Origin of the sequence: Mesorhizobium sp. M7A.F.Ca.US.006.04.2.1 (genome assembly GCF_004022915.1) — a bacterium.
Lineage (GTDB): Bacteria > Pseudomonadota > Alphaproteobacteria > Rhizobiales > Rhizobiaceae > Mesorhizobium > Mesorhizobium ciceri.
This window is the reverse complement of the sequence record NZ_RZQA01000008.1, coordinates 1-26635: the sequence shown is the minus strand read 5'-3', so window position 1 is coordinate 26635 and position 26635 is coordinate 1. Positions and strand designations below refer to the sequence as shown.

Here is a 26635-nt window from a genome sequence, read left to right as displayed (position 1 = left end):
ATCCGGACCTCATGCCGGTTCTGCTCGAGTGCGGCGCGAATGTTGGCCAGGTTGATGCGCTTCATGTGCGGGCACAGATTGCATGGGCGAACGAACTCGACGTCGGGATGCGCGACCGCGACGTTGTCGCTCATCGAACATTCGGTCAGAAGGACGACACGCTTCGGTTTCTCACGCTCGACATAATCCGACATCGCCGCGGTCGAGCCGGAGAACTCCGCCTCCGCGACAACGTCTGGTGGGCATTCTGGATGGGCCAGCACGATGACGCCTGGATGGGCATCGCGCAGTTCCCGGATGTCTGCTGCGGTGAAGCGCTCATGCACCTCGCAATGGCCTTTCCAGGCGATGATCTCGACGTCTGTATCGGCTGCCACGTTCCTCGCCAGATATTCGTCCGGGAGCATCAGCACACGCGCCACGCCAAGCGATTCCACCACCGCCTTGGCGTTGCCGGACGTGCAGCAGATGTCGGACTCCGCTTTTACGGCGGCGGAAGTGTTGACGTAAGTAACAACGGGGACCCCCGGATACCGCAGCCGCATTAGCCGCACGTCGTTTGCCGTGATCGATTCGGCCAGCGAGCAGCCGGCGCGGAGATCCGGGATGAGCACGGTCTTGTTCGGATTGAGCAGTTTTGCCGTCTCGGCCATGAAATGAACGCCGGCAACCACGATGATGTCGGCGTCGACCGTCACCGCCTTGTGGGCCAACGCCAGGCTGTCGCCGACGATGTCTGCCACGCAATGAAAAATTTCGGGCGTCTGGTAATTGTGCGCCAGCACCACCGCATTGCGCTCACGCTTCAGCGCTAAGATGGCTTCAATATCGCCGGCGAACGCGGGCCATTCAACGGGTGGGATCACCCGCCGGACACGCTCATACAAGGACGCAGCCATAGGTAACGCCCCAGTCATTGGCGCCTCGATTATATTCGGTTTGACAATAAGGGAATATATCTACCTTGACTATAAGTATGTCAAGCCCGCGCCAGCGGTAATTTTGTCCCGGCGATAGCCCTGTCGTCGAGGACGGCATGCCGGAAGCGATAAAGCTTCGCCGGTCGGCCGCCCGTGTCGAGGGAGGTCTCCCCGGTCTCCTCAACAAGTTCCTGCTGCTCGACCAATCTCCGGAAGTTCGGCTTGTTGATCAGCCTGCCAGCCAAAGCTTCCACGGTTCGCTGCAGTTGCAGCAGCGTGAAGGAAGGCCGCATAAGCTCGAACACGACCGGCCGGTATTTGATCTTCGAACGCAGCCGCGCGATCCCGGTTGCCAGAATACGACGGTGGTCAGCGACCATTGGTTTGCCAGCCGCGGCCGCAATCGCGTCCCTGCCGCCACCGGCCTCCTCAATCAGAGCAGCTTCATAGAGCAACTCGTAGCGTTGGAGCGTGAGTTCCTCGTTCCAATGGCGGTCGTCGAAGCCGAAGGCTATCGCAGCGCGCTGCCGGCGCTCGCGTTGAGTGGTCGGCTCGCTGGCGCCGCCGGCCCACTCAATCAGGCGGGGCCGCAATCTATCGAGCAGCACAGGCGGCGTGCCGAAGCGGTGGTCCTCCCAGGGAAAATATTCGTACCAACTTTGCCAGCCGCACGCGGCCGAGTTCGTTGCCTGTTCCTTCCTGGTCAATGCGAGATAGCTGATTGAGATGACGCGCTGGTGGCGCTCAGTGCCGATGCGATCGCGATCGGCGAAGGTGTAGAGTTGCTCGATGTATCCAAGTGCATGGCCGGTCTGCTGCTCCACCCACCCCCTCAAACCCGACTGCAGTGATCGATGCTCAAGGGCAAAAGGTCCAGAAGGGAGGGTGTCCGCATGACCGACTGTGAGGACACAGGGCTCACTGTCGTTTACGGCGACCACGACGGCAGTCAGGTCCACTTTGGCTTCGTCAGCTTTGACGGCGGCTTTGCCTTTCTTGGTTCTTCTTGTCTGAGGATCCATGTTTGCGAAAGCGGGTTGGCCCAACGGAGCGCCTTAATCGATTGAATGTAACCTTGGAAGCCAGCACGTCAACACCGGAGTACTCAAGCGCTGTTTTTAGCTCTTCGCAGTCGCACAAAAATATGCCAAACGCGACACCCGCTGTTGGTAACGTAAGGGAAGGGGCCTCGGTTGAGCGCGGCTGGTGAGATAAAAGGGATGACTCCTCCAGATATTCGATCGCGAAAAGGCCAGACGCCACTTGTATGCTTGACGGCCTACACCACGCCGGTCGCGAGGCTGCTCGATCGCCACTGCGACATCGTTCTTGTCGGCGACAGCGTCGGCATGGTGCTGCACGGCCTGTCGTCGACGCTGGGGGTCACGCTCGACATGATGATCATGCACGGACAGGCCGTTCGCCGCGGCCTTGAACACGCGCTGATGGTCGTCGACCTGCCCTTCGGTTCCTACGAGGAAAGCCCAGAGCACGCTTTCGGCAACGCTGCGCGCGTGATGGGTGAGACCGGTTGTTCAGCGGTAAAGATCGAGGGCGGCGAGACCATCGCGGAAACCATCCGCTTCCTTACCGCGCGCGGCGTACCTGTCATGGCCCATGTGGGCCTGACGCCGCAGGCGGTAAACACGTTTGGAGGCTATCGTGTGCAGGGCCGGGGAGCCGATGCAGAGCGGATCAGGCGCGACGCCAGGGCGGTAACTGAAGCTGGCGCCTTCTCCTTGGTGCTGGAAAAGATACCGGAGCAGCTTGCACGGCAGATAACCGCCGATATCGACATACCCACCATCGGCATCGGTGCCTCGCCAGCTTGCGACGGCCAGATTCTGGTGAGCCACGATATGCTCGGGCTCTTCACCTCATTTCGGCCGAAGTTCGTCAAACGCTATGCCGAGCTCGGTGAGCAGGCTGAGGCGGCAATCGCCGCTTACGCCACCGATATGCGGAACCGGCACTTTCCGGCGGTCGAACATCTCTATGTCAACGCCTTGAAGGCCGGTGACTTCACATGAGCGTGCCGATCGCTCGAACCGTGAGCGAGCTGCGCGGCGTCGTTGCGCAATGGCGTCGCTCGGGTGCCACGATCGGTATTGTGCCGACCATGGGAGCCTTGCACGACGGGCATCTGAGCCTCGTGCGGAAGGCGCTCGAAAGGGCCGAGCGGGTGATCGTGACGCTGTTCGTAAACCCCAAGCAGTTCAACAGCCCCGCCGACCTGATTGCCTACCCTCGGACGGAAAGCGACGATGCTGCCAAGCTCGCTCTGCTGGGCACGCATCTGCTCTATGTGCCGGACACAGAGGAAATGTACCAGGTGGGCTTCGCCACGGCCGTTTCAGTGTCCGGCATCAGCGAATGCCTTTGCGGCGCATTCCGGCTCGGCCATTTCAATGGCGTGGCGACGGTCGTGGCCAAGCTCTTCCTGCAGGCCGGCGCTGACTTCGCCTTTTTTGGCGAAAAGGATTTTCAGCAACTTCAGCTTGTCAGGCGCTTGGTCCGGGATCTCGACATTCCGATCACTATTGTGCCCTGTCCGACAGTCCGCGAAGCCGATGGTCTTGCGCTATCGTCGCGTAACGTGCGGCTCTCCCCAGCCCAACGCGCCATTGCCCCAAAACTAGCATCGGTCCTGCTCGATACGGCCGAGCGGCTTGCACGCGGCTCCCCCATCCTGCCTACGCTTGATGAAGCGCGTGCAGCAATTCTGGCTGCCGGCTATCGCGAGCTCGAATACCTGGAGCTTCGCGGAGAAACAGACCTGCAATCGTTAGCAAGCCTTGACCGACCGGCACGCTTGCTTGCTGCGGCTTGGCTTGGCGACACGCGGCTCATCGATAACGTCGCAATATCACCCATCGGTAGTTGGTCAGGTGGGCGGAGCTCTCTCCAATCGGAAGCAGCACAGCAATTGCGGTGATGACGGCGGCGCGTCGTATGCCCTGCAGGGACAGGCCATCATTTAGAACCACGTCTCCGTCGGCTTCCAGCAACCTCCGCGAGGTACGCTAAGCGCAGATGCATCGCGTATTTGAAACCTTGGTCGAGCAACTCTCTGCAAGCGTCGATGCCGTCGATCTCCATGAGGCAATGGCGTCCGCCGCAGCCGGGTTCGACTTTCCGCTCTTCGCTTATTTCACCTACCCATCCGCTTCCGGCGACAGGCCGCGATTGATCTCGAATTATCCATCATCATGGACATCACATTACCTGCAACAGCGCTACCACAGCGTGGATCCCGTGATCCTGCGGGGACTGCGGGGCTGGGATACCTTCGACTGGGGTGTGGACCGCGATCACCGTTATTTGCCGACCTCTCAGCAGGAAGTCCTGGAAAAAGCAGCTGAGTTCGGCATTCGCGGCGGACTGACCATGTCGATGCATGATCATCGCGGCCGGTTCGCCGCACTGACCTTCGCCTCCAACGAGGCGCATCCGCCATTTCTGAGGTCGCTGACGCGCTACGAAAAAGCAATGCAACTGGTTGCGATCAACGTTCATATCCATGCCCGGCGCAGGCTCGCCGAAGATTGCGTGGTAGATGGCATAATGCTCACCCGGCGGGAGTTCGAGTGCCTGAAATGGGCGGCGTGCGGCAAGTCGGCCTGGGATATCAGCCAGATTCTCGGTGTCTCGAAACGCACCGTGACCTTCCATCAGGAAAACGCCAAGGCGAAGCTTGGCGTGCGAACCATCAACCAGGCCGTAGTGCGGATGGCTGCTCGGGCGAGATCCTGATCCTCTCCAAGTCTAGCTGTAAAGGTCTACAGGCTGCATTCATGACGGCTTTGCCCTTCGATTGCGTGGACACATCCCGCACGGAGACGACAATGATGCAGCTGATAACACCCGACTGCTACGCCGAGTTTGCGAGCGAACTCAAGGAAATGCACGGACTTAGGTATCGGGTTTTCAAGAAGCGGCTCGATTGGGAAGTGCAGACCGAAGGCGAAATGGAAACGGACTCGTTTGACAGCCTGAACCCCGTCTACCTGCTTCTCAAGGGGTCCGATTGGCGAACTTGCGGCTGCGTCCGCCTTTTGCCGACCACCGGACCGACAATGTTGCGCGATACGTTTCCGACGCTGCTGGATGAGATGGTGGTCCCTGCGAGTGCCGATATCTGGGAGAGTAGTCGTTTCGCGCTCGATCTCCCTGCGACAGCGCCGAAGGCAGCTGGCGGCCTGGCCCAAGCAACCTACGAGCTCTTCGCGGGGATCATCGAATTCGGCTTGGCCAACAATCTCTCCGGGATCGTAACGGTGACAGATACGCGCATCGAAAGGATCCTTCGTCTCGCGACCTGGCCGTTGTCACGTATCGGACAGCCCAAGCAGGTCGGCAACACCGAGGCAGTCGCCGGCTTCCTCGATATTTCCTACGCCAGTCTCTTGCGCATCCGCTGGAGGGGACGCCTCAACGGGCCGGTGTTGTGGCAACCAGTTCTCATCCAATCGGCATAGCGCCTGCGGATGCTCAGCCGTGACTTGAGTTAAGTCTGCTCACGGCCGCCACCGCCGCCGTGAGGGTGAGCGGACCCGCCCCACGAGCTTTCGACTGTTCCGGTCGATTGGCTCGCGCGGCCGGACTTTGGATTTCCGTAGGCGCAACCCGCAGTCCAGCGTGAGCACGCCAAAATGGCGCCCCTCCGCTTCGTCCAAAGAAGCCAACGTGGCTTCTGAGGTCGTCTTAGAATATTGGACCGGCCGCCGTGAGCGATCGCAACCTCAAAGCTTTGCCGGTATGCCGGTTTGGCCGGACCGTCGGCCAGTCGGAGCAGTCCCCCGATAAGGACCCGAGCTGACGCGCGGTCCAACAGCGCCCGAGCCTATGCTTTGTGCATTACCGTTCGGTTGGCCATGTCGTCCAAGACCGCATGAAGAAGGCTTCCAACCTCCTGCGCAGCGAGCTCTGGCGCAATTCCTACATCGGACAATTGAATGAGCATTTTCTTGGCGGCACAGCGCCAGAACGCGCTCGCCGCCTCGCCGTTCTTGGTCTCGAGGGCCTGGGCGATACTTTCGACCAATATACGTCGCCGATGCAGCGGAAATACGCAAATGTTTGATTCATGCATCAATCACCTCACAGATTCAGTTCCACAAAGAAAAACACCGGCGTCTTCAAAAGAGCCCCGCTAGCGCGGTGACGGTTCGCGGCGACATGACGAGTTCCACTTCCCCATCGACAAGCCATTGGGAGATGAGCCGCCGGACCGCATATCCGGGACCGCACATAAGGTGAACCACCATTGCTCATCCGGCTGCATTTTCCTGGGCCGTTCGACGAGGCGTTCCAGCCGAATTGACGTCCAATGACTTGATCTCTGAAAGGGCAGGGCGGTACGAATCACCCGACTGTTCCGCTGCTTACATTCCTGCGAGCTTGTGTATGAACGATTAAAGCGTGCCCGAGCCGTTCTTGGTGGCCGCCGCAGAAGGGAATCATGTCATCCGCTGCCTATCGTAGGCGGCGCGACTTCTAGCATGACTGCACTGCCCCGACAGGGCTTTGCAATCGCGCGTTTCGAAGCCTATGCTTTGGCATCGGCCGGCATTTACTTCGGTGCAGCCGACAGTAAGACGTACGCGCTCTTGCCCCGTTGGAAGAGAGCCTTGCCCGATCCCTCTTTCGCGACCAGGTGCTGAAGCCCTCACCCCGCAGGACTTCGCGCTTTTGCGACCATCGCTGCATCACGTCGAACCGGGCATCAAGGACAAGTTGGAGGTCGCGCATCAGCCGATCAAGAACGTATATTTTCCCGAGAGGGGCATCGCGTCGGTGGTCGCCACCATGACCGGCGGGCGGCAAGGTGAAGTCGGCATTGTCGGCTATGACGGGATGAAAGGAATTGCCGTCATTCTCGGAAAGGAAAGCACTACCTGGCGCCTGCCGGTTGAAAACCTTCGCCCTGCGATTAGCCCGTCGCTTCGCACCTCAGTGCTGGACTATGCCCACGCGTTCCTCGTCCAATCATGCCGGACGGCACTGGTCAATGGCCACTCCAAGGTCGAAGAACGGCTGGCCCGCTGGCAGCTGATGGTCCACGACCGTGCGGAAGGAGATAAGATCCTCCCGACGCATGAATTTCTGGCGACCATGCTCGCGCCCACCGCCCGGGGTCACCACGGCCCTGCAAATGCTTGAGTATCGAGGACTGGTGCACGCCAAGCGCGGCGAGATCACGATCATCGACCGTGCCGGATTGATAAAGCTCACACATGGCGCTTATGACAAGGAGGAGCAGCGTTATTTCGGCCTGGCCGCTGCCTGAAGCATGTCGGTTGAAACGGGTTCAGCCGACGTCTCCTTGCCCCTCACCAGGTCGCCCAAAAGCATCAGCGGTTTTGAACGAATCGCAGCGATTGTCCGCAATCGGACATAGGCTTGAAGGCGGTCGAATTCGTGCCATAAGTCGGGTTGGTCAGGGTTCAGGGAGGAATTCGTCATGACCAATTCGTTTCACACCGTCACCGTCGAAAAAGCCGCAGAAGCCTATGTCCTTTCCAGGGGAAGGGTCCGCTTTCTCTCCATGGCGCAGGCGATCCGCGCCATCCGAACACTAATGCCGGCATGCAAGGCCACCGACCGCGAGTTGGAGGAACTGTTGGCGGCCGCTTCCTTCGTTCATGGCGTGCCCGTCGCCTTCGACACAAAAACAGCCGATGGTGTAGAACCACGGCTGCATTCCTAAGAGGGCATGCCGCGCCATGCAGACTGTCAGAGGGCATTCGTCAGATGGTAGTCCGCTAACTTAACTGCAGAGTCTAAAGGACGTGTTCCAGCATTGCGAACTCACCGATCGCTTTGTTGCCAAAGCTGCCAGCAAGCGATCGCCTCATCCAGCCGTTTGCACCATCTCATCACAGACATCATCGCGATGCTACCTGTCCAGCATATGTCCAGCATTTCGCAAGGCGGCCAGAAGGAGCCTCGCATAGCCTGTGACATCGATCTGGGCCTGCATCGAAAGGGGCATGCTGGTCCAGTTCTCCAACGGTGCAATGAAAGGTGAGAAGGTGCCATTGACAAGGCAACAACAGCTAACAAGGCCCTCTCGGTCCAATGCCACCACACCGATCTTGTCGCCTGGATATCCAATGGCTGCGACTCGCTGGACCTCCAGGTCACCGTCCACCCGCACGTCAAAAAGAAGGCTACCACGGCTCCTCGTGGCTATCTCAGCCGCCTTCTCATCAAAGCTTGAAGAGAGCAAGCGGACGCTTTCCACCGCCATCTGGAAAATCACCAAATCCAGTTCATTCACGGCCATATGGGCATTTCCGCGCAACGGGTGGTGATTGCAATGACACATACTGCTTGTTCACAGATGTCGGTCACGAACGATCATTCGTCGGGTTCCGGTTCCGACCAACGGTGTCGCCACCTGATCGTGCTGCGGTTCGAACCTTCCGAACGCGAGCCGAGCGCGCTATGAGGTTGGAGTCTAGGTCTCGGACCCTGCCTCGCGGCCTGCTCATCTTTGGCAGACCCGTTGCAACGCCGCCGCGATGGCGCAAACGCCAGATGACGCTGATCCATCGCTTGATCGTGAACTGAGCTTCTGAACACCATTGGGACAGCAGGGTGGAAGGGCTTGACCAACGCTGCCCCCGTTTTCCAAGAGGACCCGTCCTCGATTGAATCTTTCGAGCCCCGTGCAGCGCGCAGCCAAATGATGACCATCTGGACCCAGCTCGCAGACCGCAAGGCAAAGAGGGAACCTTCCAGGCAGCCAAGCTGCGTCGACGCAAAGAGCGGCCTTTGGAGTTCCCAGAATCGACCCTTCCATAGTTGCGACAGGCAACCACTGCACGAGTGTGGGAGAGCGAATCGCAAGCATTGCGTGAGGTCCTGCGCGTTTTCCCCTCTTGCTATTTGGCACATCGTTTGCGCCGAAGTGGGCGCAGCGTTCGACCGGAGCACTGCATGGGAGAGGGAGGAGCCCCACCCCGATCCGGTCAAGGAGAGAGACGGTGTTGGTTCCAAGAGTTCCCCGCGCGATCTTAGCGCCCCGCAAGCGCCATTTTGCCCGGACCTACGTGCAGGTACTTGCCGCCATAATCCTGGGTGCCGCAATCGGCTATTTCCATTTGGAGACCGGCCACAGCCTGAAGCCGCTCTGCGATGCCTTCGTCGATGTCGTCAAGATAATCACCGTACCTGTCATCTTCCTGACAATGGCGACCGGCATTGCCGGCATGAGCGATCTGCAGAAGGTCGGCCGAGTTGCCGCCAAGGCGATGGTTTATTTCCTTACCTTCTCGACGCTAGCACTCCTTGTCGGGCTGATTGTCGCGAATATCGTTCAGCCTGGCGCCGGCCTCAACATCGATCCGGCCTCGCTCGATGTCGAAGCCGTTAAGGGCTATGTGGCCACGGCTCACGAGCAGTCCGTGACCAGCTTCCTGATGAACATCATCCCGTCAACGATTGCCAGTGCCTTCGCGGAAGGCGACATCCTGCAAGTCTTGTTCCTCTCGGTCCTGTTCCTCTCGATCCTGTTCGGCGCGGTCTGCCGCTACAACGGCCGCTCGCTCTTCTCTCTCGTCCGATACATCAAGGACGAGCTGCTGCTCGCAATGTCCTCCTCAGAGGCCGCGCTGGCCTCGCTCATGGAGAAGATGGAAAAGGCCGGCGCCACGCATTCGGTCGTGGGTCTCATTCCATTCAATCTGGACGGCACGAATATGATGCTCGCCGCCCTTTTCATCGCCCAAGCGACGAAAACTGATCTCCCGATCGGCTGCCGGATCCTCATGCTGTTTGTCGCATTGTTCCCTTCGAACGGAACAACCCGCATTACCGGTGCAGGCCTCGTCACAATGGCTGCAACGCTCTTTCTTGTTCCGGCCGCACCGGTCACCTCCGTGGGGCTTATTCTTGGCGTCGATCAGCTTATGTCCGAATGCCACGCGCTGACGGTTTTTCTCCGCAGCGTAGCGGCAACGCTGGCTGTCACCCGGTCCGGGGCGAGCGGGATAAACGACGATTCGGGGAGCGCCTCACTAGCGGACCGTTCAGCGCTCTGGCGGTGGACGGTCAAGTCGCCCGGCGTGGTGAACACAATTCCCCGTGCGAACGACGCTCAGCTATTGGGGTGGACCCGATGGCGCAAAGCCGTATTTGAGAAACCGCCAGATCGCACCGGCACCTGTGCGCCTGTAGCAACTGCGGGGCACGATCAAAACTGACCCATTTTACACCAAAAAGGCGGCCGTTGCTGCCACGCCGTCCATGGATTGGAGACTCATGTCTAAGCCGACTGCCATCACTGTCGCAGCTCTTCTTTTACTCCTCGCCTTGCTGGCGAGCCAATATAGCGCGAACCTGCACCGGCAGGCGTGGTCGACCGACAGGCAAAAGTGGAGCGGCGCATTCGACAACGATCTCCTTCGCCAATCGCCGGCAACCCGCAAGGCGATGCCGTTCTGGTCATATTCAATGACTACCACAACTGTCCGCATTGCAGACTGGCTGATATCAACTACCAAAAAGCCTTCAAGCATGAGCCCAATCTGAAGCTTGTGATCAAACAGTTCCCGGTCCTGGGACCGGATTCCCAATTCCCAGCCTTCGCCGCACTCGCCTCGAGAAAACAGGGAAAGTTCGACGAATTCCACCGCGCCCTTATGATTTCCCCCAGTTGAAGGGTCACTCTCAAGATCGCAGCGCGTGTAGGCCTTGACGTTGAGCAGCTCAAGCGGGAATGCAAGATCCGGCCATCGCAGATGAAATGCGCGCGTCCGCGCACTCGCGAAAGGTCTGCACTTAGACGGTACGCCCGCGTTGGTGGTCGGCGATATAGTGGTCGCCGACCTTGTGGACATGGCCAGCTTGCAACGCTTGCATCGCCGATGCGCGCTCAAAGCGTGCTGGCTCTCGTGCGGGGCAGCATCTGTAGACCGGCCACGCTGTTGTTGCCGGAGCGTGCCGTTTGTGGCAGCTGGCTTTGCTGTCGCTCCTCGTAATCTTGTTGCGGTCATCCAGCTGCCGTGGGCGCCAACAACAATCCTGAGCGCCCGCGCCTGAAGTCGCTGGCCGGGTGCTCGTGAACCGAGCCCGCTTTTCTTCGGCAAGCTCAGGCGGTCTTGGCCCTGCGGCATCGCCCCCTGGCGCGGGGCAGCCTTCGGCTGCTGACGGTCGCCGGCCTGTCGGCCGGCGTCTTTCTATTGTGGCCTTCCCCCTGGCGCAGGGTGGGCAGCACTCCCTTCTAGGCCCGCCGCGGCGTCCCGCAACCCTTCGCTTGTCGCTTTCGGGTCCTCCACTCCGTTCCGGTCCTGCTGATGCAGTCCGCCTCCGACGGCGGGCCTTTCCGGTCGCTTTTGCCGCCCACCCCGCTTCCGGGGAGGGCGCGCGATTGTAGAGCGGAGGACATCACGATGCGTGCAAACAACAAACGTTGCGGCAGCCGACAGGCTGGCGCAGACAGCGGCGGGCGCACCGGCGCCAGCCTTTATCAGGAAATCACCGACCGCATCATTGCCGAACTGGAGCGCGGCACCGTGCCATGGGTCAAGCCGTGGGGCAGGGCAAGGACAGGCCTCGGCCTGCCGCGGAATGCGGCCACCCAGCGCCGATATTCCGGCATCAATATCCTGATCCTGTGGGGCGCGGTCATCGAGCGCGGTTTCCCCAGCCAGAACTGGCTCACCTTCCGGCAGGCGCTTTCGCTTGGCGGCAATGTCAGGAAGGGCGAGCACGGCACCACCATCGTTCACGCTGACCGCTTTGTTCCCAAGAACGAAAAGCAACGCGCCGACACCGATGGCGACGAACCGCAGGCGGTGCCCTTCCTGAAGCGCTTCACCGTCTTCAATGTCGCGCAGTGCGATAATCTGCCCGAACATCTTTACGCCGCCGGCGAGCCTCTGCCTGAGCGCGAGATGGTCCCGCAGGCCGAGGCGCTCATTCATGCAACCGGCGCTGATTTTCGCGTCGGCGGCGAGCGCGCCTTCTACATGCCCGGCAGCGACACCATACAGGTGCCGCCGCAGCCGGCTTTCTTCCACCAGATCGACTATTACCGGACCTGCTTTCACGAGCTTGGCCACTGGACCGGCCACCCGAGGCGACTCGCGCGCGACCTGTCCGGCTCCTTCGGGTCCAACACCTATGCGCGCGAGGAACTGGTCGCCGAAATCGCATCAGCCTTCATCTGCAGCAGTCTCGGCATCGAGCCGACCGTGCGCCATGCCGACTACATCGGCTCATGGCTGACGGTTTTGCGCGAGGACAACCGCGCCATCTTCCGCGCCGCAAGCCATGCCTCGAAAGCCGCCGATTTCCTGCTTGGCCGAAATGTCGATGTCGAAGGCGAGGCACATGCCGAAACCGCCTATGGGAGCGCGCAATCCTCACACGCGACCGCCTTGCGCCTCTGATGACGCAAAGCCGCGCGCAACCAACTCGACAGTTCTTTTGAGGTTGCCCTAACGCCGATGGCCGGCGTTGGCGTCGATCGTTCATCGGACCGAGGTTCGCAAAAAAAGAGGGCGGCATTGATGCCGCCCTCTCGTTGCGAAAGCTGCCAGAGCTGGATTAGAAATCCATGCCGCCCATGCCGCCCATGCCGCCGCCGCCCATGCCGCCAGGCATGCCGCCGCCAGCCGACTCCTTCTTCGGAGCCTCCGCGATCATGGCTTCGGTGGTGACGAGCAGGCCGGCGACCGAGGCCGCGTCCTGAAGAGCCGTACGGACAACCTTGACCGGATCGACGATACCCATGGCGATCATGTCGCCATACTCGCCGGTCTGGGCGTTGTAGCCGAAGGTCGCGCCCTTGTTCTCAAGGATCTTGCCGGCAACGATCGATGCTTCCGCACCGGCGTTGGCCGCGATCTGGCGGGCCGGAGCCTGCAGCGCACGACGCACGATGTTGATGCCGGCGGCCTGGTCGGCATTGACGCCGGTGGCCTTGATGTTGGCCGAAGCGCGCAGCAGCGCGACGCCGCCACCAGCAACGATGCCTTCTTCGACGGCCGCGCGGGTCGCGTTGAGGGCGTCATCGACGCGGTCCTTCTTTTCCTTGACTTCGACTTCCGTCGCACCGCCGACGCGGATCACCGCAACGCCGCCCGCGAGCTTCGCGAGACGTTCCTGCAGCTTCTCCTTGTCGTAGTCCGAAGTGGTCTCTTCGATCTGCTGCTTGATCTGGGCAACGCGGCCCTGGATCTCCGCCTTCTTGCCGGCGCCGTCGACGATGGTGGTGTTCTCCTTGGAGATCGACACCTTCTTGGCGCGGCCGAGCATGTTGAGGCCGACGTTCTCGAGCTTGATGCCGAGGTCTTCCGAGATGACCTGGCCACCGGTGAGGATGGCGATGTCTTCCAGCATGGCCTTGCGGCGATCGCCGAAGCCCGGCGCCTTGACGGCGGCGATCTTCAGGCCGCCACGCAGCTTATTGACGACCAGCGTGGCCAGAGCCTCGCCTTCGACGTCTTCCGAGATGATGAGCAGCGGCTTCGAGGTCTGCACGACGGCTTCGAGAACCGGCAGCATGGCCTGGAGGTTGGACAGCTTCTTCTCGTGCAGGAGGATGTAGACGTCCTCGAGTTCGGCAACCATCTTGTCGGCGTTGGTGACGAAGTAGGGCGAGAGATAGCCGCGGTCGAACTGCATGCCTTCGACGACTTCGAGTTCGGTCTCGGCGGTCTTGGCTTCTTCAACCGTGATGACGCCTTCGTTGCCGACCTTCTGCATCGCTTCCGCGATCATCTTGCCGACCGACTCGTCGCCATTGGCCGAGATCGTGCCGACCTGGGCAACTTCCTCGGAGGTCTTGATCTTCTTGGCAGCCTTGCCGAGCGCCGAGACGACTTCGGTCACGGCCAGATCGATGCCGCGCTTCAGGTCCATCGGGTTCATGCCGGCGGCAACGGCCTTGTGGCCTTCCTGGACGATCGACTGCGCCAGAACGGTCGCGGTCGTGGTGCCGTCGCCAGCGATGTCGTTGGTCTTCGAAGCAACTTCGCGGACCATCTGCGCGCCCATGTTTTCGAACTTGTCCTCAAGCTCGATTTCCTTGGCGACGGTGACGCCGTCCTTGGTGATGCGCGGGGCGCCGAACGACTTGTCGATGACCACGTTGCGGCCCTTGGGGCCGAGCGTGACCTTCACCGCGTCAGCGAGGATGTTGACACCGCGCAGCATGCGCTCGCGGGCATCGCGGGAGAATTTTACGTCTTTGGCAGCCATTTTTAGCTCCTGGCAGGGGCTTCAATCGAGCCCGGGAATTCAGTTGACGAAAGGGCCTGATATGAGCCGATGATGCCCATGATGTCGGATTCCTTCATGATCAGAAGGTCTTCGCCATTGAGCTTGACTTCCGTGCCCGACCACTTGCTGAACAGGATGCGGTCGCCGGCCTTGACGTCCAGCGGGACCAGCTTGCCAGCTTCGTCACGAGCGCCGAAGCCGACAGCGATGATCTCGCCTTCCTGCGGCTTTTCCTTTGCCGTGTCGGGGATGATGATCCCGCCAGCGGTCTTGGATTCGGATTCGACCCGGCGAACGACCACGCGGTCATGCAGCGGGCGGAACTTCGACTTTGCCATTTTCGGATTTTTCCCTGGTGCGCTGTTGAGGGGTTTTTGTTAGCACTCGCGATGGACGAGTGCTAACGCGATAGTGAGGTAGGCTGTAAGCGGGCACTCGTCAAGACGGACGAGGGCAGGCGAGGAGCTCTGGCCCCCTCCCCGGTGGAACCCAACGCATACGCGGCATCCGCGTTGATGGCTGCGAGCCCCACATTTCCATTGAATTCGGCGTCATGACGCCAACTTGCTCGCGCCGCTTCCAAGTCGTCAGTCGTGCTGCCGTCAGCACGAACATAGGGCTGCGCTTCACTTCCCGTCGAAGCCGCGGCAAGCAGCGTCGCCGTCAGCACGCTCCTTTGCAGATGCTTGCCAAAGGTGGACAGTGAGCGCACCTGCGCCGGGCTGTTGGTGCGAACGTAAGACGTCATTGACAACTCCTTTTTGCAAGTCGAGCCCCTTCTCCACCTTCGGCCGCCGTCGACGCGAAGAAGTCCGCATCGCGTTGAAGACGAGCTGCGAAAAAGAGAAAGATGTGTTTGATGGCTGCGGCCCCAACGGTGCCTTCAGATTTGAGATCACTTCCGCCGCGAGCGGCTGAAGCTCCTCGCAACGTCAAATCGAATCTGCTGCCAAGCCTCCAGGAAAGGAGAGCATTGCTCATCTCGCGCTTGTGCATGCAGTCAACCTTCGATCCGTGTTGCCACATCAAGAGCAAATGCCGTGCCAAAGCTCACTGGGAAGTGAACGCATGGCTCTCCCTGAAAACCTCACAAATCCAGCATGGTCAATTGTGCGGAACCCGACATGCGTCTTCTGCCACTGTCAGCTTTCGGACAGGCATGACGCGTTTCGCGCCGACCACCGGTCGATCGGTTTTGGGGCCGGTCTGTTCGCCTCATAAGAGCGCGTTACATTGCGTAGCGGTTTCCCGAGCGCCGCCACATGACACTGGACCTGCAGGTAGCACCGGCTTCTCATCCAGCCTTACTTTGGCCCCCTCGCGTATCAAATTCCCGCTGGCGAGCCCTGCTTTCATAGATCGCACCATGCCGGATGTCTGCTCTGGCGCCCGACCCGCTGGCACGATCTCGATCCGGCATAAGGGCGCAGCATCTTTGCAGGCCGTTTCATCCCGGCGTCCTGCTTGGCTGACAGACCGCACTTGGCGAGCGGTCTCCATGCTCTCTCCAAGGACCATCCCTGCGGCTGGCTTGTCGACCTATGGGCGGGTCCGGCCGCCCGAAACCCTCGCGCCATCAGCTTTTTTCCCCGCCGCCTGCGGCGGCTTCCTCGCGCCGCTTCGCTCACAAAAAAGCTGCCCGCTCGGGTCCTTCACTGTCGCTGCGGCCCTGTCGGATTCAGGCGGTCCTGACGCGCCCATTACGGTGCGCCATCGCAGGGGATGGTCCCCGGCGAAACCACAAAAGGAGACTTCGAAATGACCGCGATCGGTTACGTCAACAAGCAGGAAAACGGCGCCTACAAGGGCCAGTTCAAGACGCTCAGCGTCCGCGCCGACATCGATATCGTCCCCAACCAGGCCAAGAGCGCCGATAACCATCCCGACTTCCGGGTGCTTACGCAAGGGGTCGAAGTCGGCGCTGGCTGGATCCGCACCGGCGAGACTTCCGGCAAGGATTATGTGAGCCTGTCGATTGCAGCGCCGGAGTTCGGACCGCGCAAGCTCTACGCCAATCTCGGCCGAGCCGCCGGCCAGGACGATCACGACACCTACGCCATCATCTGGAACCCGGCCGACTGACCGGCCGAGATAAGAGCCTCGCGCCGCAGCCCCGGCGCGGGGCTCATTCCCAGGAGTTCCACCCAAACCCCGTCCGCCCTAAAGGGCGGCGAAAACTCTCCCCCGACTCTTCGCCCGTCCCCGAGACGATCTCCCTCGCCCATCCTCGCCCTCGCTTGTCCGAAGCGAAACGAGGATCATCATGGACGACGAAAACGAACGCGCGGCCCGCGCGAAAAAGGGCAGCCCGTTTCTCAGCACAGCCCAAGCCGCCTTCTATATCGGGCTCTCCCAGCGCACGCTCGAAAAGATGCGGCTCAAGGGCGGCGGCCCGAAATTCCGCAAGCACGGCCGCTATGTCCGCTATCACATCGACGAACTCGACCATTGGTCGAAAGGACACCCGCAGCACTCCATCGCCGGCGATGGCAAGGCCGGTTCCGGCCAGGGCGGCACGGGAGGCCGTTCATGAGGCGGCGCCCTTCCATCCATCTGATCGGCAGCCGCCTGAGGCGTGTTCGAGCCCGTAAGACGGTCGCCTTGGCCGCGGCCGGTCTCGGTCTTTTGGGCTTCACGGCGCTGGGAAAGCCCGCCCCTTGGCTGGTCTGGAACGCCTCGGCCAGCGCGCCGATCGGCCTTTACCGCATCGCTGCGGGAGCGCTGGCGCGTGGCGATCTCGTGCTCGTGCGCCCGCCTGAATACGCGGCGTATCTCGCCGCCGAGCGCAGCTATCTGCCTCGCAATGTGCCGCTGGCAAAACGTCTTGCAGCGCTGCCGGACGATAATGTCTGCGCCTTCAATGACGCCATCATCATCGGCGGCGACATCGTCGCGCGCCGGCTCAAAATCGACGCCGAAGGCCGACCTTTGCCATGGTGGAACGGCTGCCGAGCGCTCGGGGATAACGAGGTTTTCCTGCTCGGCAGCGACAAAAACCGCTCCTTCGACAGCCGCTATTTCGGGCCTGTTCCCACTCAAAATGTCATCGGGAGGCTCGTACCACTATGGACCGAGTGACCCTCCTCTTGTTGGGCATGATCGCCATTGCGCCATGCGCCTGTTCCGCCTCGACCGGCGCTGAGCCGGTCGCCATCTCCCAAAGTCCGCAGCTGCGAAAGTGGCAGACGTTGGTATCGGAAGCAAGCCGGCGCTTCCATATTCCCCAAGCCTGGATCTATGCCGTCATGGCTGCCGAAAGCGGCGGCAAGACAATGCGCGGCGGCCGCCCCATCACCTCCCCCGCTGGCGCCATGGGCCTCATGCAGGTGATGCCCGGCACCTATGAAGAGATGCGGGTCGAACACGGCCTTGGGCCTAACCCCCACGATCCGCGCGACAATATCCTGGCCGGCACGGCCTATCTCAGTGCCATGTATGACCGCTTCGGATTTCCTGGCCTGTTTGGCGCCTACAATGCCGGTCCCGAGCGCTACGACGAGCATTTGAAGCGTGGCAAACCGCTGCCAGAAGAGACCGTCGAGTACCTCGACCAACTCAAGGCGGCCGGAGTTTCGGCGGCCGACATCGAGGCGTTCGAAAGCCAATCTGTCGCTCCAAAGGCGCAAATCGCTCCTCTCGGACGGTCGCTGTTCTTCATTCATGACGGTGTTCACTCAGGCGTGCGAAACGGCGATCTCTTCGTGCCGCTCGGCAAGGACGGCGCGCAGCCGAAGGAGCCGGTGCGTTAGCCATGGCGGACGGGGGCGCGTCTGGCGGGGCTGGGCGCGGAAGGCAAGATAAAGGTACCGCCTCCAGGAGGCGGTTAAATCTTTGTCTGCACATCGTTTTTCCGGGAGGCTGCCGCCGGTGCCAAGAGGGTTTGACGTGTAAGTGTCTGATTTTGCTTGATATGTCTGGGAGGCTCGCATTAAGGATGACGAGTTCAGGCCGAAGCTCGGCAAAATCGGGTCGCGCGGCTCGAAGGCCGGCAAACGCTATGCCGGCCAGGTTCGTGCGGCGATCAACCGGGCTGGCGGCCGGCCGCAACGCGGTGGTCGCTTCACAGGAAGCCGGACAGGGCGCGGCGGGGCGGCCGCCGCACTGCTGAAATCGCGCGACCGGTATGCCGCCTTCCGCCAGCGCCGGGTGATCGTCAAGGCGCGGGTCGTCAAGCTCGCCGGCAAGGGCGCGGACGGGGCGCGTGCCCATCTACGCTATCTTCAGCGCGACGGGGTCACCCGCGAAGGTGAACCTGGCGAGCTCTACGGCGCCGACAGCGGCCGCGTCGACGGCAAGGCGTTCATCGATCGCGCGGACGGCGACCGCCATCAGTTCCGCTTCATCGTCGCTGCCGAAGACGGCATCGAGTACGACGACCTCAAGGCGCTGACGCGGCGGCTCATGGCGCAGATGCAGGAAGACCTCGGCACGAAGCTCGACTGGGTCGCGGTCGATCATTTCAACACCGGCCACCCGCACAGCCACATCATCGTCCGTGGCAGGGACGACCGTGGCGAGAACCTGGTCATCGCGCGCGAATATATCTCATCTGGCATCCGCGAGCGGGCGGCCGAGCTGGTCAGCCTCGATCTCGGTCCGCGAACCGACCGCGAGATTGAGCTTCGCCTGCGCCGGGAAATGGAGCAGGAACGCTTCACCAGCATCGACCGTCGGCTGCTCAGCATGCGTGATGATGACGGCCTGGTCTCGCCGGGCGGTCCCGACGCCATTCGCCAGACGCTGCACCAGGGACGGCTGCGCAAGCTCGAGCGGATGGGTCTGGCCGCGGAGGTCGGCGCTGGCTCCTGGCGCCTCGACGATGAGCTCGAAGCCACGCTGCGCCGCACCGGCGAACGCGGCGACATCATCAAGACCATGCACCGCGAACTGACCGGCAAGGGGCTTGCCCGCAGGGCCGCCGACTGGGTGATCCACGATCGATCCGGCGAGCCCGTCCAGTCTCTCGTCGGTCGCGTTGTCGCGCGTGGACTGGCCGACGAGATCAATGACCGCCATTACATGATCGTCGACGCCGTCGACGGTAAGAGCCATTGGATCAACATCGGTAGAGGCGAGGCGATGGAAACGATGCCTAATGGCTGCATCGTGCGTGTCGCGCCAAGGAACACCGAGCCGAGGCAGGTCGATCGTACCATCGCCGAAATCGCCGCCGCGCATGGCGGCCGTTACGACGTCGATATGCACCTGAAGCATGACCCATCCGCCACCGAGAGCTTTGCGCGAACGCATGTGCGGCGGCTGGAGGCGATCCGCCGCGCGACCGGCGGCGTTGAGCGAGAGCCGAACGGCACCTGGCTCATCGCGCCGGACCATCTCGATCGCGTCGCGAATTATGAGGGCCAGCGGGCCAGGGCCGAGCCTGTCGTTGCCGACAAGCTCTCCTCAATGGCGCTGGAGCGACAGGTCAGCTTCAACGGCGCCACCTGGCTCGACCGGGAGCTGGTTGCCGATAGACCCGAGCCTTTGCACGGATCCGGCTTCGGCCGCGACGTGAGAGAGGCGCAAGCTCGCCGGCGGCAGTGGCTGATCGCGCAAGGCCTCGCGCATAAAGAACAGGATGGGATCGTCTATCGAGCCAACATGCTTTCGATCCTGCGCCAGCGAGAACTGAACCGTGTTGCTGGCCAACTGTCGGAGGAACTTGGCCTGCCCTATGCCGAAGCGCGATTCGGAGGACGAGTAGAGGGTACGCTCCGCCGCTCCGTCGAGCTTGCCAGCGGAAAATATGCCGTCGTTGAAAAGTCGCGCGAGTTCACGCTGGTGCCATGGCGGCCGGTGCTTGAGCGCCATGTGGGCAAGGAGGTCTCCGGTGTCGTGAGTGGGGAGGGGATTTCATGGACCGTCGGCCGGCAAAGGAGCGGACCTGGTGTTTCGTGAGATGGTGTACAGCTTTTTAGCCAGCGGCGCGGGCAGCCATGCGAGCCCGCGTAGACCTTATGGCCGCACGCCCGCAATCGGTCGCATGGACCTGCCAGGCGGGGCGGCTTTGGAGCGTTCGGACCCGACACGCTGCGTGAGTGGCCAGACTTCGAGCGCTCGAAGATGCGGACTGTTGTCTGCTGGCCGGCGTTATTCCGGCTGGCCTATGACCGCGGCGCAACAGTTCACCGCTGAAGTTGCCACGGGCGAACATCGACAAGAGAAAAAACACCATTGCGCGTTACAAATCGCCGTTGAAAGCGTTTAGGTTGCATGCGCTTCGCCAAGTAAACGGATACCCCAGAAGAGAGCCATGACCACGGCCCGCCATATCGTGACGCTGCTTAAAAGCCACATTGCCGGCGACGAGGATCGTTTCCTCTCTATCGCGATGCAGCTTGCTGCGCATGAGGCACGTCAAGGCCATGGCAAGCTTGCTCAGGAGCTCAAGGATCTGGTCGACGCAGCCAAGAGCAGGGACGCCCGGATTGCCAAGAGCAGTCGGCCGGTTCCCCTTTTTCAGCCAAAGGGCGAACTCGCAGGCCTCCTGCATGTGCGCTATCCGGACCTGCGACTGACGGACATGATTTTGCCGGACAGTCTGCGCTCGCGCCTGCACCGCGTGCTGGGAGAGCAGCGCCAACAAGCAAGCTTGCGCGAGCACGGGCTTGTTCCCCGTCGCAAACTGCTTCTGGTCGGCCCGCCAGGATCAGGCAAGACGATGACCGCATCGGCATTGGCCGGGGAGCTTCATCTGCCCCTTTTCATGATCGTCCTCGATGGTTTGATCACCAAGTTCATGGGAGAGACTGCCGGAAAGCTGCGGCTTGTTTTTGATGCAATGCAGGCGACGCGGGGCGTCTACTTCTTTGACGAATTCGATGCCATCGGCGCGCGTCGAGGCGAACGCCAGGATGTTGGCGAGATTCGGCGCGTGCTGAATTCGTTTCTGCAGTTTCTCGAGCAAGACGACAGCCACAGCCTGATTATTGCGGCAACAAATCATCCCGAGCTGCTCGACAGAGCTTTGTTCCGCCGTTTCGACGATGTCATCGAATACGCCGTGCCCGATCGGCCGATTATCGAGGCGCTGCTTCGGGCTCGACTCGACCGCTTCGACACCAGAGGGCTTGCCTGGAACGAGGCGATCTCTCAGGCAGAGAGACTGTCGCAGGCCGAGATCACCCGCGCGGCCGACGACGCTGCAAAAACCATCATATTGCGGGGGGGGAAGCGGATCACCTCGGAAGCGCTCATCGACGCTCTGAAGGAACGCCGGCAGGCTTCGCTGTCTGAGTAGCGACAGCACAGATCATAATGGCAGACGATTTTCCGCGCGACCGCGCCCATATCCACCTTCGCAACAACGGCATTCGGGAAGCCTATCGGCGGCCCAACCAACTTATACATGCACCGCCGCTGCCGGCGCGTGATCGGGCGTCGCATGCTGCGGCCTTGACGCAATCCATCGAACAAGCGGTCGAAAGTGCACGCCAGCAGATTGCGGCGCGTGACCCCCAGCTGTCGGTCGGCACGCCTGGCTTTTACCTCGAGATCGATCTGCCCATGTCCGGACGGGCGGCCCTCGACCAGTTGGCCGATCGTCGCCAGCACATGGAGCTGGTCGCCGTCCATGAGCCAACTCAACCCGGTGCTCCCATCACAGCGTCGGTGTTCCTGCCGCAAAGCGCGCAAGCCTATTATTTGCGGAAAGTCGAGGCGTATCGAGACGTTGACACTGACCGCGGCAGACCGCGCAACGAGCCGCTCGTCTCCCGCATGGAGACAGTCAGGCTGGCGACTGCACGATCGTTGTTTACCGACCACGACGACCTCTTCCCCCAGGCCGCTGACGAGCAGGTGTGGTGGGAAGTCTGGCTGCGCGACGGTCGCCGCGAGAACTTCGAGCACATTGCCGAAGCCCTGAACATCACTTTGCGCACGCATGCGGTCAGGTTTCCGGAGCGGGTGGTCATGCTGGCACTCGCCAGCACGGCAATGCTCGACCGCATGATTGCGCACAGCGATGTCGTCGCCGAGCTGCGGCGCGCGAAGGATACGCCGTCCTTCTTCATGGGCCTTGGCGGCGCGGAGCAAAGGGACTGGAGCGACGAGCTTCTCGGGCGCGTCAGACCGCCTCAATCCGATATTGCGGTCTGCATTCTCGACAGCGGCGTACGTCGCACCCACCCGTTGATCGAACCCGCACTTGCCGTTGAAGACTGGCACACCGTCAAACCGGCATGGGGCAGCGACGACACACCTGCGTGGAGCGGCCACGGGACGCGAATGGCAGGTGTCGGCCTGTACGGTGATCTGGTCCCGCTCCTGGTCGGAGGCGATCCAGTTCCATTGCCCTTTCGGCTGGAGAGTGTCCGTATCCTTCCGCCAGAAGACGAGGCAAACGATCCAGAACTCTATGGCTCGATCACCGCGGAAGCGATCGCCCGCGCCGAGGTGCAGGCGCCGGAGCGCCGCCGCGCGATCGCAATGGCTGTGACAAGCGCCAGTCCGGCGCGTGGAAGGCCCACATCGTGGTCTGCCGCTATCGACCAACTCTGTTTCGAAGAGGAGCAGCGACGCTTGATCGTTCTCTCTGCCGGCAACATCGGCGATGACCTCATGCCGGCCGAGCATTTGACGCGCAACGATCTGGAAGCAGTCGATGATCCTTCTCAGGCCTGGAATGCGCTGACGGTCGGCGCTTTCACAGAAAAGGTCGATATCATTGACACCGACTTTGCGGGCTACGCTCCGATCGCGCCGGTCGGCGAGCTCTCGCCGCGCAGTCGCACTTCGGTCGTTTGGGACAGGCAGTGGCCGGTGAAGCCCGAGGTCGTCTTCGAAGGCGGCAATCTCGCCCATGACGGTGTGTTGCCTGGCGAGCCGATCGACGATCTGCAGATATTGACCACTTTCTATCGACCCGAACTGCGCCACTTCACCACCCTCGGAGATACGAGCGCGGCAACGGCCCATGCCGCACGGATGGCGGGACTAATTCTATCAGCGCGCCCCGAGCTGTGGCCTGAAACGGTTCGCGCCCTGATCGTCCACTCGGCCGAATGGACTCCGGCGATGCGCGCACGCATCGATGCGTGCAACGGAGCGAAGGGCGAGATCCAGGCGCTCGTGCGGCGCTATGGTTACGGCGTGCCAGATCTTGGGCGCGCGCTTCTGTCAACGGTGAACGACCTCACGCTTATCGTTGAAGATGAGCTTCAGCCTTTCCAGCGCGAGGGCGGCGCGGCTGCCAAAACGCGTGACATGAAGCTGCATCGCCTGCCTTGGCCGAAGGAGCAGCTCGCGGCGCTCGGCGCTGCCCAGGTCGAGCTCCGCGTCACGCTGTCCTATTTCATCGAACCCAACCCCGGTGAACGCGGATGGACCCGCCGGCATCGTTACGCGTCCCATGGTCTTCGGTTCAGAGTAAAGTCAGCGACCGAGACAGTCGACGAATTCCGAGCCCGCATCAATCAGGCCGCTCGGGACGAGGAGGAAGGGGCGCCTGCTGGAGGCGGAGAAGAGTGGCTGCTCGGCACCTTCCGCGATCGCGGCTCGTTGCACGCCGATTTCTGGTCGGGCAGCGCCGCCGATCTCGCCGAGCGTGATGCGATCGGCGTGTTCCCGGTCGGGGGCTGGTGGAAGGAGAAGCCTTACCTGGAACGCGTCGACGCTCTGGCTCGGTACGCCCTGATTGTGACGATGCGGGCGCCTGGGGTCGATGTTGACATCTTCACACCCGTCGAAGCAGCCCTGACTGTCGAGACGTCGGTCGAGACCTGATGCAGCACTGTCCAAATCGGCCAACAACGGAGGTTTGACCAGCCTCTGGTGCCATGGCGGCTGGTGCTGGATCATCACGTCGGCAACAGGGATCATGCGCGGAGGACGATAGGCCGGCAAAGGAGCGGGCCAAGCGTGTGATAATGGCGCCCATGGTCACGCCCACAAGCCGCGCCCCCTGCGTCTACGGAGAGGTGCGCGTCTGTTTAGGCGGCCGAGACATCGCTTACCTGATCAACGCGCTCGCCGTATTTGCGCCTGTAAGCGGCAATGAAATCGTCGTCGCTACAGATGCAGCGGCCGCTGGAGTCCTTGGCCTTCGGATCGTGCAAGTGAGAGCCAAGGGGGCGCAGAAGATTCACCCGAGTGCTCGTCGTCGGGCTCATGGGAAACCCCGCACTATGTTTGACCAAATCCGCGGCAAGCATAATCCCGGCAAGCACCGACTGAAAGGCCATCGGAACCACAGTTCGAACGCGGCGACTTCCTTCGCTAAGCTGGAACACCAGACCGCCGCAGATAGCCTGCTGATAAAAGGAGCGCAGGGGCTGGCCGACAAACGGGGCTAGCGGTTCAAACGGCACAGCCATCGCTGTAGCCACGCGAACTACAAAGTCGTTGGGAACTCCGGCATTGGTCTGCAGGAGCGTTTTCACCTGCTCGTGTGCTTCCGGTATTCCGAGTTCCTCGGCAATCAGCTGGTGCTCGTCCTTGGATTTTCCGGATGGCAGGTACATGCAACAAAGGCAAGCCTGGCCGTCATCGAAACCATGCCGGGAGATACCGAGATCGTGCTCCTGCGTCCAAGCGTTTGCGATCCATCGCGGCAGTGCACCTTGGACAGCCAGACGGTCGGCGGCGGTGTCAAGCGCCACACCCACTTGGTCGAAGACCCAATTGCCCCGGCGCGCAACATATTCTGCCCACGTCAGAGGGTGCGCCTCGACCTCAAGGGCAGTCGATCTAAGGGCGGTGGCTGCAAGAACCGCTTTGGACATACCAATCTCCGCCTGGCCAGCCAATGCGTAGCGCTGCAGGTTTGAGAGTTCGATCGCTTCGTGATCGATTACATGCAGACGACCTTTGAGATCGGGTTGTCTCGCTAGCGCCCAAAGCGAGCCATGGCCTATCGCACCGAGCCCAACGAGGTGGGTTTCGCCAAGGTCGACTGGGAAGTCGATCGGGCCAGGCTCTCCGGCTTTGGTCTTGTCGTAGCTGCATAGCGAGAGGTCGATGGTTTCGTCCAACTCGGCGCCGGTCAACTGGGCAGCGAAGATAGTTCGAAAGACGTTGGCGGCGCCGAAGCAACTGGCGGCGCCAGCTCCATAAGGCAGCAGACTTGGGCCAGAGCCCACCGGGTCCGTACGCGACAGCTTTGCCGCCCAACCGTCCGATCCCACGAAAAAGATCGGGCACCGGAGTGATGGGCGCGTTACCCCTGCAACGACGCAGACGGTGGCAGACTTGCCGGAACGCCGGATGCCGACTTTTGGATTGATCGACTTTGCCAAGCGCTCCAGCGCTTGGGCTTGAGAGCTCGCCGCGCTGTCCAGCGGGAGTATCGCCAGAACCGGGTAGAGCCTAGCGAGCAATCTCACCGCAAGATCTAGTGTCGCCTGGCCTTCGGCGCAGGAAGCGGCCTGATGGTCGAAGGCGACTGCCACGACCTGCTTTTCAAGAGCTGCTTTGAAGTCTCCCAGATGAAAATCGGCCAGGACCTGAGATGCCGCCGTGGCGGCGCGATCGATGAAGTTAGCGAATGCCATTGTTCAACTCGATATCATGATCATTCGCGACAGTGCCGCGGGAGGGAGCGCATTCCATTTGGCCTTTTCGTCAAGCCGATAGGCGGCGACCCGAGCAAAATCGAAAGGCTCGCGGGCGAAATTCGGCACTACCAGCGACAGACACCCAACCGTGGTAGCAACCGCATAAGCGTCGTCCGTCGTCGAATGGTAGGCGCGGCCCGGATGGCTGTGAATCTGGGCCAAGAGTTTCAGGCCGCTTTTGTAGAGCCAGACATTGAGCCGGTGCAGTTCTTCGGCCGCAACGATCACGCAAACGCCATCGTTTGTCCGAATGTGACGCTGCGCCGGGATAACCGTCTCTGTTACGGCAAAGTGCCGCTCTTGCTGAACGCCGACCCAGAGCGCCATCCCCTCATTGCCCTCGCGACCAACTGAGCGCAGATGCCCATGCGTGGTCGAGATGCAGCCGCGCGGGAGAGTCACGATCGTTACATCTCTCAAACCAGTCATTCTTGTATCGCCTGAGGGGATACCACCATTCCTACGATTGTCGGTTGGAGTTGAATCTGCAACTGCTCTATAGGAACGATTCCGTACTTGATGATCTTGTCCAGGATGAAGGCCAAACAGCCTTCGCCAGAACCCCGATGAAGCAGCCATGGATCACCTGAATGGGCTGGATTGTCGTGGTATTCCCGGACGCCCGCCATGCACAGGAATGGTTCGTCCTCGGGACTGTTGGCCTGGATGAAGTCCGTCAGCGGCACGGCGTTCTGCTGGATGAGAGCTCCTATCATCTCCGGCGGCGTTCCGGGCAGCGGCGGACGTCTAAGCATTTTCAGGTATAGATCTTTCCGGGCAATCGGATGACGCGTAAACGGATCGACGAAGACCACGGACGGTGGTCTTAAGTCGTAGTCGGTGAAGTCGACCTCGCTCGCTGCGCTGACCACCCGTGGCTTTAACTTGGGGCTGGCGAAAATGAAGAAAGCGCGCGGAAAGGTCGCC

General features: G+C 61.3%; 25 protein-coding genes and 1 pseudogene. 17 read left to right on the top strand and 9 right to left on the bottom strand.

Annotated elements, in window-relative coordinates:
- Both nadA and EN925_RS01195 read right to left on the bottom strand, forming a co-directional pair.
- Window positions 1-917, bottom strand: a 917-nt coding sequence (gene nadA, locus EN925_RS01200) for a quinolinate synthase NadA (protein ID WP_128336280.1), incomplete at its 3' end; no start/stop codon positions are given.
- 62 nt (window positions 918-979) lie between these two features.
- Window positions 980-1942, bottom strand: coding sequence for a membrane protein (locus EN925_RS01195; RefSeq protein ID WP_024505567.1), 963 nt, complete (start codon window positions 1940-1942; stop codon window positions 980-982).
- Between the two features lie 171 nt (window positions 1943-2113).
- On the opposite strand from EN925_RS01195, the gene panB reads away from it, so the two are divergent.
- From panB to EN925_RS01175, 4 genes are all read left to right on the top strand, one after another.
- Window positions 2114-2950 (top strand): 3-methyl-2-oxobutanoate hydroxymethyltransferase, encoded by an 837-nt coding sequence (panB, locus tag EN925_RS01190; RefSeq protein WP_063169249.1) that lies wholly within the window; start codon window positions 2114-2116, stop codon window positions 2948-2950.
- Complete coding sequence (panC, locus tag EN925_RS01185) at window positions 2947-3855, top strand: pantoate--beta-alanine ligase (protein WP_063169248.1); 909 nt, start codon at window positions 2947-2949, stop codon at window positions 3853-3855. The genes panB and panC overlap by 4 nt, the downstream gene beginning before the upstream one ends.
- A gap of 98 nt (window positions 3856-3953) precedes the next feature.
- Window positions 3954-4673: a LuxR family transcriptional regulator gene (locus tag EN925_RS01180; RefSeq protein WP_063169247.1), complete on the top strand. Its 720-nt coding sequence runs from the start codon at window positions 3954-3956 to the stop codon at window positions 4671-4673.
- A gap of 92 nt (window positions 4674-4765) precedes the next feature.
- Window positions 4766-5398, top strand: coding sequence for an acyl-homoserine-lactone synthase (locus tag EN925_RS01175; RefSeq protein WP_063169246.1), 633 nt, complete (start codon window positions 4766-4768; stop codon window positions 5396-5398).
- A gap of 365 nt (window positions 5399-5763) precedes the next feature.
- Here EN925_RS01175 and EN925_RS40500 read toward each other — a convergent pair whose 3' ends face one another.
- Window positions 5764-6012 carry a DUF6074 family protein gene (locus EN925_RS40500; protein ID WP_063169245.1) on the bottom strand — a complete coding sequence of 83 codons (249 nt, stop codon included), beginning with the start codon at window positions 6010-6012 and terminating at the stop codon, window positions 5764-5766.
- 599 nt (window positions 6013-6611) lie between these two features.
- On the opposite strand from EN925_RS40500, the gene EN925_RS01165 reads away from it, so the two are divergent.
- From EN925_RS01165 to EN925_RS01160, 3 genes are all read left to right on the top strand, one after another.
- Entirely contained in the window at window positions 6612-7082 is a 471-nt protein-coding gene (locus tag EN925_RS01165; protein ID WP_224570941.1) for a hypothetical protein, read from the top strand.
- Window positions 7075-7209 carry a hypothetical protein gene (locus tag EN925_RS41430; RefSeq protein WP_256754986.1) on the top strand — a complete coding sequence of 45 codons (135 nt, stop codon included), beginning with the start codon at window positions 7075-7077 and terminating at the stop codon, window positions 7207-7209. The genes EN925_RS01165 and EN925_RS41430 overlap by 8 nt, the downstream gene beginning before the upstream one ends.
- 174 nt (window positions 7210-7383) lie before the next feature.
- Entirely contained in the window at window positions 7384-7629 is a 246-nt protein-coding gene (locus EN925_RS01160; RefSeq protein ID WP_063169243.1) for a hypothetical protein, read from the top strand.
- A 189-nt stretch (window positions 7630-7818) separates the two neighbouring features.
- Here the strand turns inward: EN925_RS01160 and EN925_RS01155 are convergent, their stop codons facing one another.
- Window positions 7819-8208 carry a hypothetical protein gene (locus EN925_RS01155; protein WP_024505560.1) on the bottom strand — a complete coding sequence of 130 codons (390 nt, stop codon included), beginning with the start codon at window positions 8206-8208 and terminating at the stop codon, window positions 7819-7821.
- A 706-nt stretch (window positions 8209-8914) separates the two neighbouring features.
- Between EN925_RS01155 and EN925_RS01150 the strand changes: the two genes are divergently transcribed.
- The 3 genes from EN925_RS01150 to EN925_RS01140 all read left to right on the top strand — a co-directional run bounded on the left by EN925_RS01150 (window position 8915) and on the right by EN925_RS01140 (window position 12319).
- Window positions 8915-10129 (top strand): cation:dicarboxylase symporter family transporter, encoded by a 1215-nt coding sequence (locus EN925_RS01150; protein ID WP_210326676.1) that lies wholly within the window; start codon window positions 8915-8917, stop codon window positions 10127-10129.
- 150 nt (window positions 10130-10279) lie between these two features.
- The gene (locus tag EN925_RS40495; RefSeq protein ID WP_126057771.1) at window positions 10280-10585 is read left to right on the top strand and encodes a thioredoxin domain-containing protein; all 306 of its coding nucleotides are present in this window, start codon (window positions 10280-10282) and stop codon (window positions 10583-10585) included.
- 732 nt (window positions 10586-11317) lie between these two features.
- Entirely contained in the window at window positions 11318-12319 is a 1002-nt protein-coding gene (locus tag EN925_RS01140) for a zincin-like metallopeptidase domain-containing protein (protein ID WP_063169241.1), read from the top strand.
- A 157-nt stretch (window positions 12320-12476) separates the two neighbouring features.
- Here the strand turns inward: EN925_RS01140 and groL are convergent, their stop codons facing one another.
- On the bottom strand, window positions 12477-14132 hold the full coding sequence (groL, locus tag EN925_RS01135; protein WP_128336279.1) for a chaperonin GroEL: 1656 nt from the start codon (window positions 14130-14132) through the stop codon (window positions 12477-12479).
- Window positions 14133-14197: 65 nt separating this feature from the next.
- Window positions 14198-14491: pseudogene (gene groES / locus EN925_RS01130) on the bottom strand (co-chaperone GroES); the annotation flags it as partial.
- Window positions 14492-15911: 1420 nt separating this feature from the next.
- Between groES and EN925_RS01125 the strand changes: the two are divergent.
- From EN925_RS01125 to EN925_RS01095, 7 genes are all read left to right on the top strand, one after another.
- Window positions 15912-16235 carry a DUF736 domain-containing protein gene (locus EN925_RS01125; RefSeq protein WP_024505644.1) on the top strand — a complete coding sequence of 108 codons (324 nt, stop codon included), beginning with the start codon at window positions 15912-15914 and terminating at the stop codon, window positions 16233-16235.
- 181 nt (window positions 16236-16416) lie between these two features.
- Window positions 16417-16686, top strand: coding sequence for a helix-turn-helix domain-containing protein (locus EN925_RS01120; protein WP_024505645.1), 270 nt, complete (start codon window positions 16417-16419; stop codon window positions 16684-16686).
- On the top strand, window positions 16683-17231 hold the full coding sequence (locus EN925_RS01115) for a S26 family signal peptidase (RefSeq protein ID WP_024505646.1): 549 nt from the start codon (window positions 16683-16685) through the stop codon (window positions 17229-17231). The genes EN925_RS01120 and EN925_RS01115 overlap by 4 nt, the downstream gene beginning before the upstream one ends.
- Window positions 17219-17902, top strand: a complete 684-nt coding sequence (locus EN925_RS01110; RefSeq protein WP_024505647.1) for a lytic transglycosylase domain-containing protein — start codon at window positions 17219-17221, stop codon at window positions 17900-17902. Before EN925_RS01115 ends, EN925_RS01110 begins: the two co-directional genes overlap by 13 nt.
- Window positions 17903-18080: 178 nt before the next feature.
- The gene (rlxS, locus tag EN925_RS01105) at window positions 18081-20051 is read left to right on the top strand and encodes a relaxase/mobilization nuclease RlxS (protein ID WP_063169238.1); all 1971 of its coding nucleotides are present in this window, start codon (window positions 18081-18083) and stop codon (window positions 20049-20051) included.
- A gap of 355 nt (window positions 20052-20406) precedes the next feature.
- Window positions 20407-21393: an ATP-binding protein gene (locus EN925_RS01100; protein ID WP_024505649.1), complete on the top strand. Its 987-nt coding sequence runs from the start codon at window positions 20407-20409 to the stop codon at window positions 21391-21393.
- Window positions 21394-21410: 17 nt separating this feature from the next.
- Entirely contained in the window at window positions 21411-23879 is a 2469-nt protein-coding gene (locus EN925_RS01095) for a S8 family peptidase (RefSeq protein ID WP_063169237.1), read from the top strand.
- 206 nt (window positions 23880-24085) lie between these two features.
- On the opposite strand, the gene EN925_RS01090 is transcribed toward EN925_RS01095, so the two are convergent.
- The 3 genes from EN925_RS01090 to EN925_RS01080 form a co-directional block, all read right to left on the bottom strand.
- Window positions 24086-25645 (bottom strand): E2 ligase fold family C protein, encoded by a 1560-nt coding sequence (locus EN925_RS01090; protein ID WP_024505651.1) that lies wholly within the window; start codon window positions 25643-25645, stop codon window positions 24086-24088.
- A 3-nt stretch (window positions 25646-25648) separates the two neighbouring features.
- Entirely contained in the window at window positions 25649-26137 is a 489-nt protein-coding gene (locus tag EN925_RS01085) for a Mov34/MPN/PAD-1 family protein (protein WP_024505652.1), read from the bottom strand.
- Window positions 26134-26635 (bottom strand): putative metal-binding protein (locus tag EN925_RS01080; RefSeq protein WP_128336277.1); only part of this gene is annotated, 502 nt, incomplete at its 5' end. The genes EN925_RS01085 and EN925_RS01080, both read right to left, overlap by 4 nt.

Bases quoted from the DNA above. Each gene is read 5' to 3' on its own strand.
- EN925_RS01195 (WP_024505567.1), bottom strand. From the start codon at position 1,942: ATGGATCCTCAGACAAGAAGAACCAAGAAAGGCAAAGCCGCCGTCAAA.
- panC (WP_063169248.1), top strand. From the start codon at position 2,947: ATGAGCGTGCCGATCGCTCGAACCGTGAGCGAGCTGCGCGGCGTCGTT.
- EN925_RS01180 (WP_063169247.1), top strand. From the start codon at position 3,954: ATGCATCGCGTATTTGAAACCTTGGTCGAGCAACTCTCTGCAAGCGTC.
- EN925_RS01175 (WP_063169246.1), top strand. From the start codon at position 4,766: ATGATGCAGCTGATAACACCCGACTGCTACGCCGAGTTTGCGAGCGAA.
- EN925_RS40500 (WP_063169245.1), bottom strand. From the start codon at position 6,012: ATGCATGAATCAAACATTTGCGTATTTCCGCTGCATCGGCGACGTATA.
- EN925_RS41430 (WP_256754986.1), top strand. From the start codon at position 7,075: ATGCTTGAGTATCGAGGACTGGTGCACGCCAAGCGCGGCGAGATCACG.
- EN925_RS01160 (WP_063169243.1), top strand. From the start codon at position 7,384: ATGACCAATTCGTTTCACACCGTCACCGTCGAAAAAGCCGCAGAAGCC.
- EN925_RS01155 (WP_024505560.1), bottom strand. From the start codon at position 8,208: ATGGCCGTGAATGAACTGGATTTGGTGATTTTCCAGATGGCGGTGGAA.
- EN925_RS01140 (WP_063169241.1), top strand. From the start codon at position 11,318: ATGCGTGCAAACAACAAACGTTGCGGCAGCCGACAGGCTGGCGCAGAC.
- groL (WP_128336279.1), bottom strand. From the start codon at position 14,132: ATGGCTGCCAAAGACGTAAAATTCTCCCGCGATGCCCGCGAGCGCATG.
- EN925_RS01125 (WP_024505644.1), top strand. From the start codon at position 15,912: ATGACCGCGATCGGTTACGTCAACAAGCAGGAAAACGGCGCCTACAAG.
- EN925_RS01120 (WP_024505645.1), top strand. From the start codon at position 16,417: ATGGACGACGAAAACGAACGCGCGGCCCGCGCGAAAAAGGGCAGCCCG.
- EN925_RS01115 (WP_024505646.1), top strand. From the start codon at position 16,683: ATGAGGCGGCGCCCTTCCATCCATCTGATCGGCAGCCGCCTGAGGCGT.
- EN925_RS01110 (WP_024505647.1), top strand. From the start codon at position 17,219: ATGGACCGAGTGACCCTCCTCTTGTTGGGCATGATCGCCATTGCGCCA.
- EN925_RS01100 (WP_024505649.1), top strand. From the start codon at position 20,407: ATGACCACGGCCCGCCATATCGTGACGCTGCTTAAAAGCCACATTGCC.
- EN925_RS01095 (WP_063169237.1), top strand. From the start codon at position 21,411: ATGGCAGACGATTTTCCGCGCGACCGCGCCCATATCCACCTTCGCAAC.
- EN925_RS01090 (WP_024505651.1), bottom strand. From the start codon at position 25,645: ATGGCATTCGCTAACTTCATCGATCGCGCCGCCACGGCGGCATCTCAG.
- EN925_RS01085 (WP_024505652.1), bottom strand. From the start codon at position 26,137: ATGACTGGTTTGAGAGATGTAACGATCGTGACTCTCCCGCGCGGCTGC.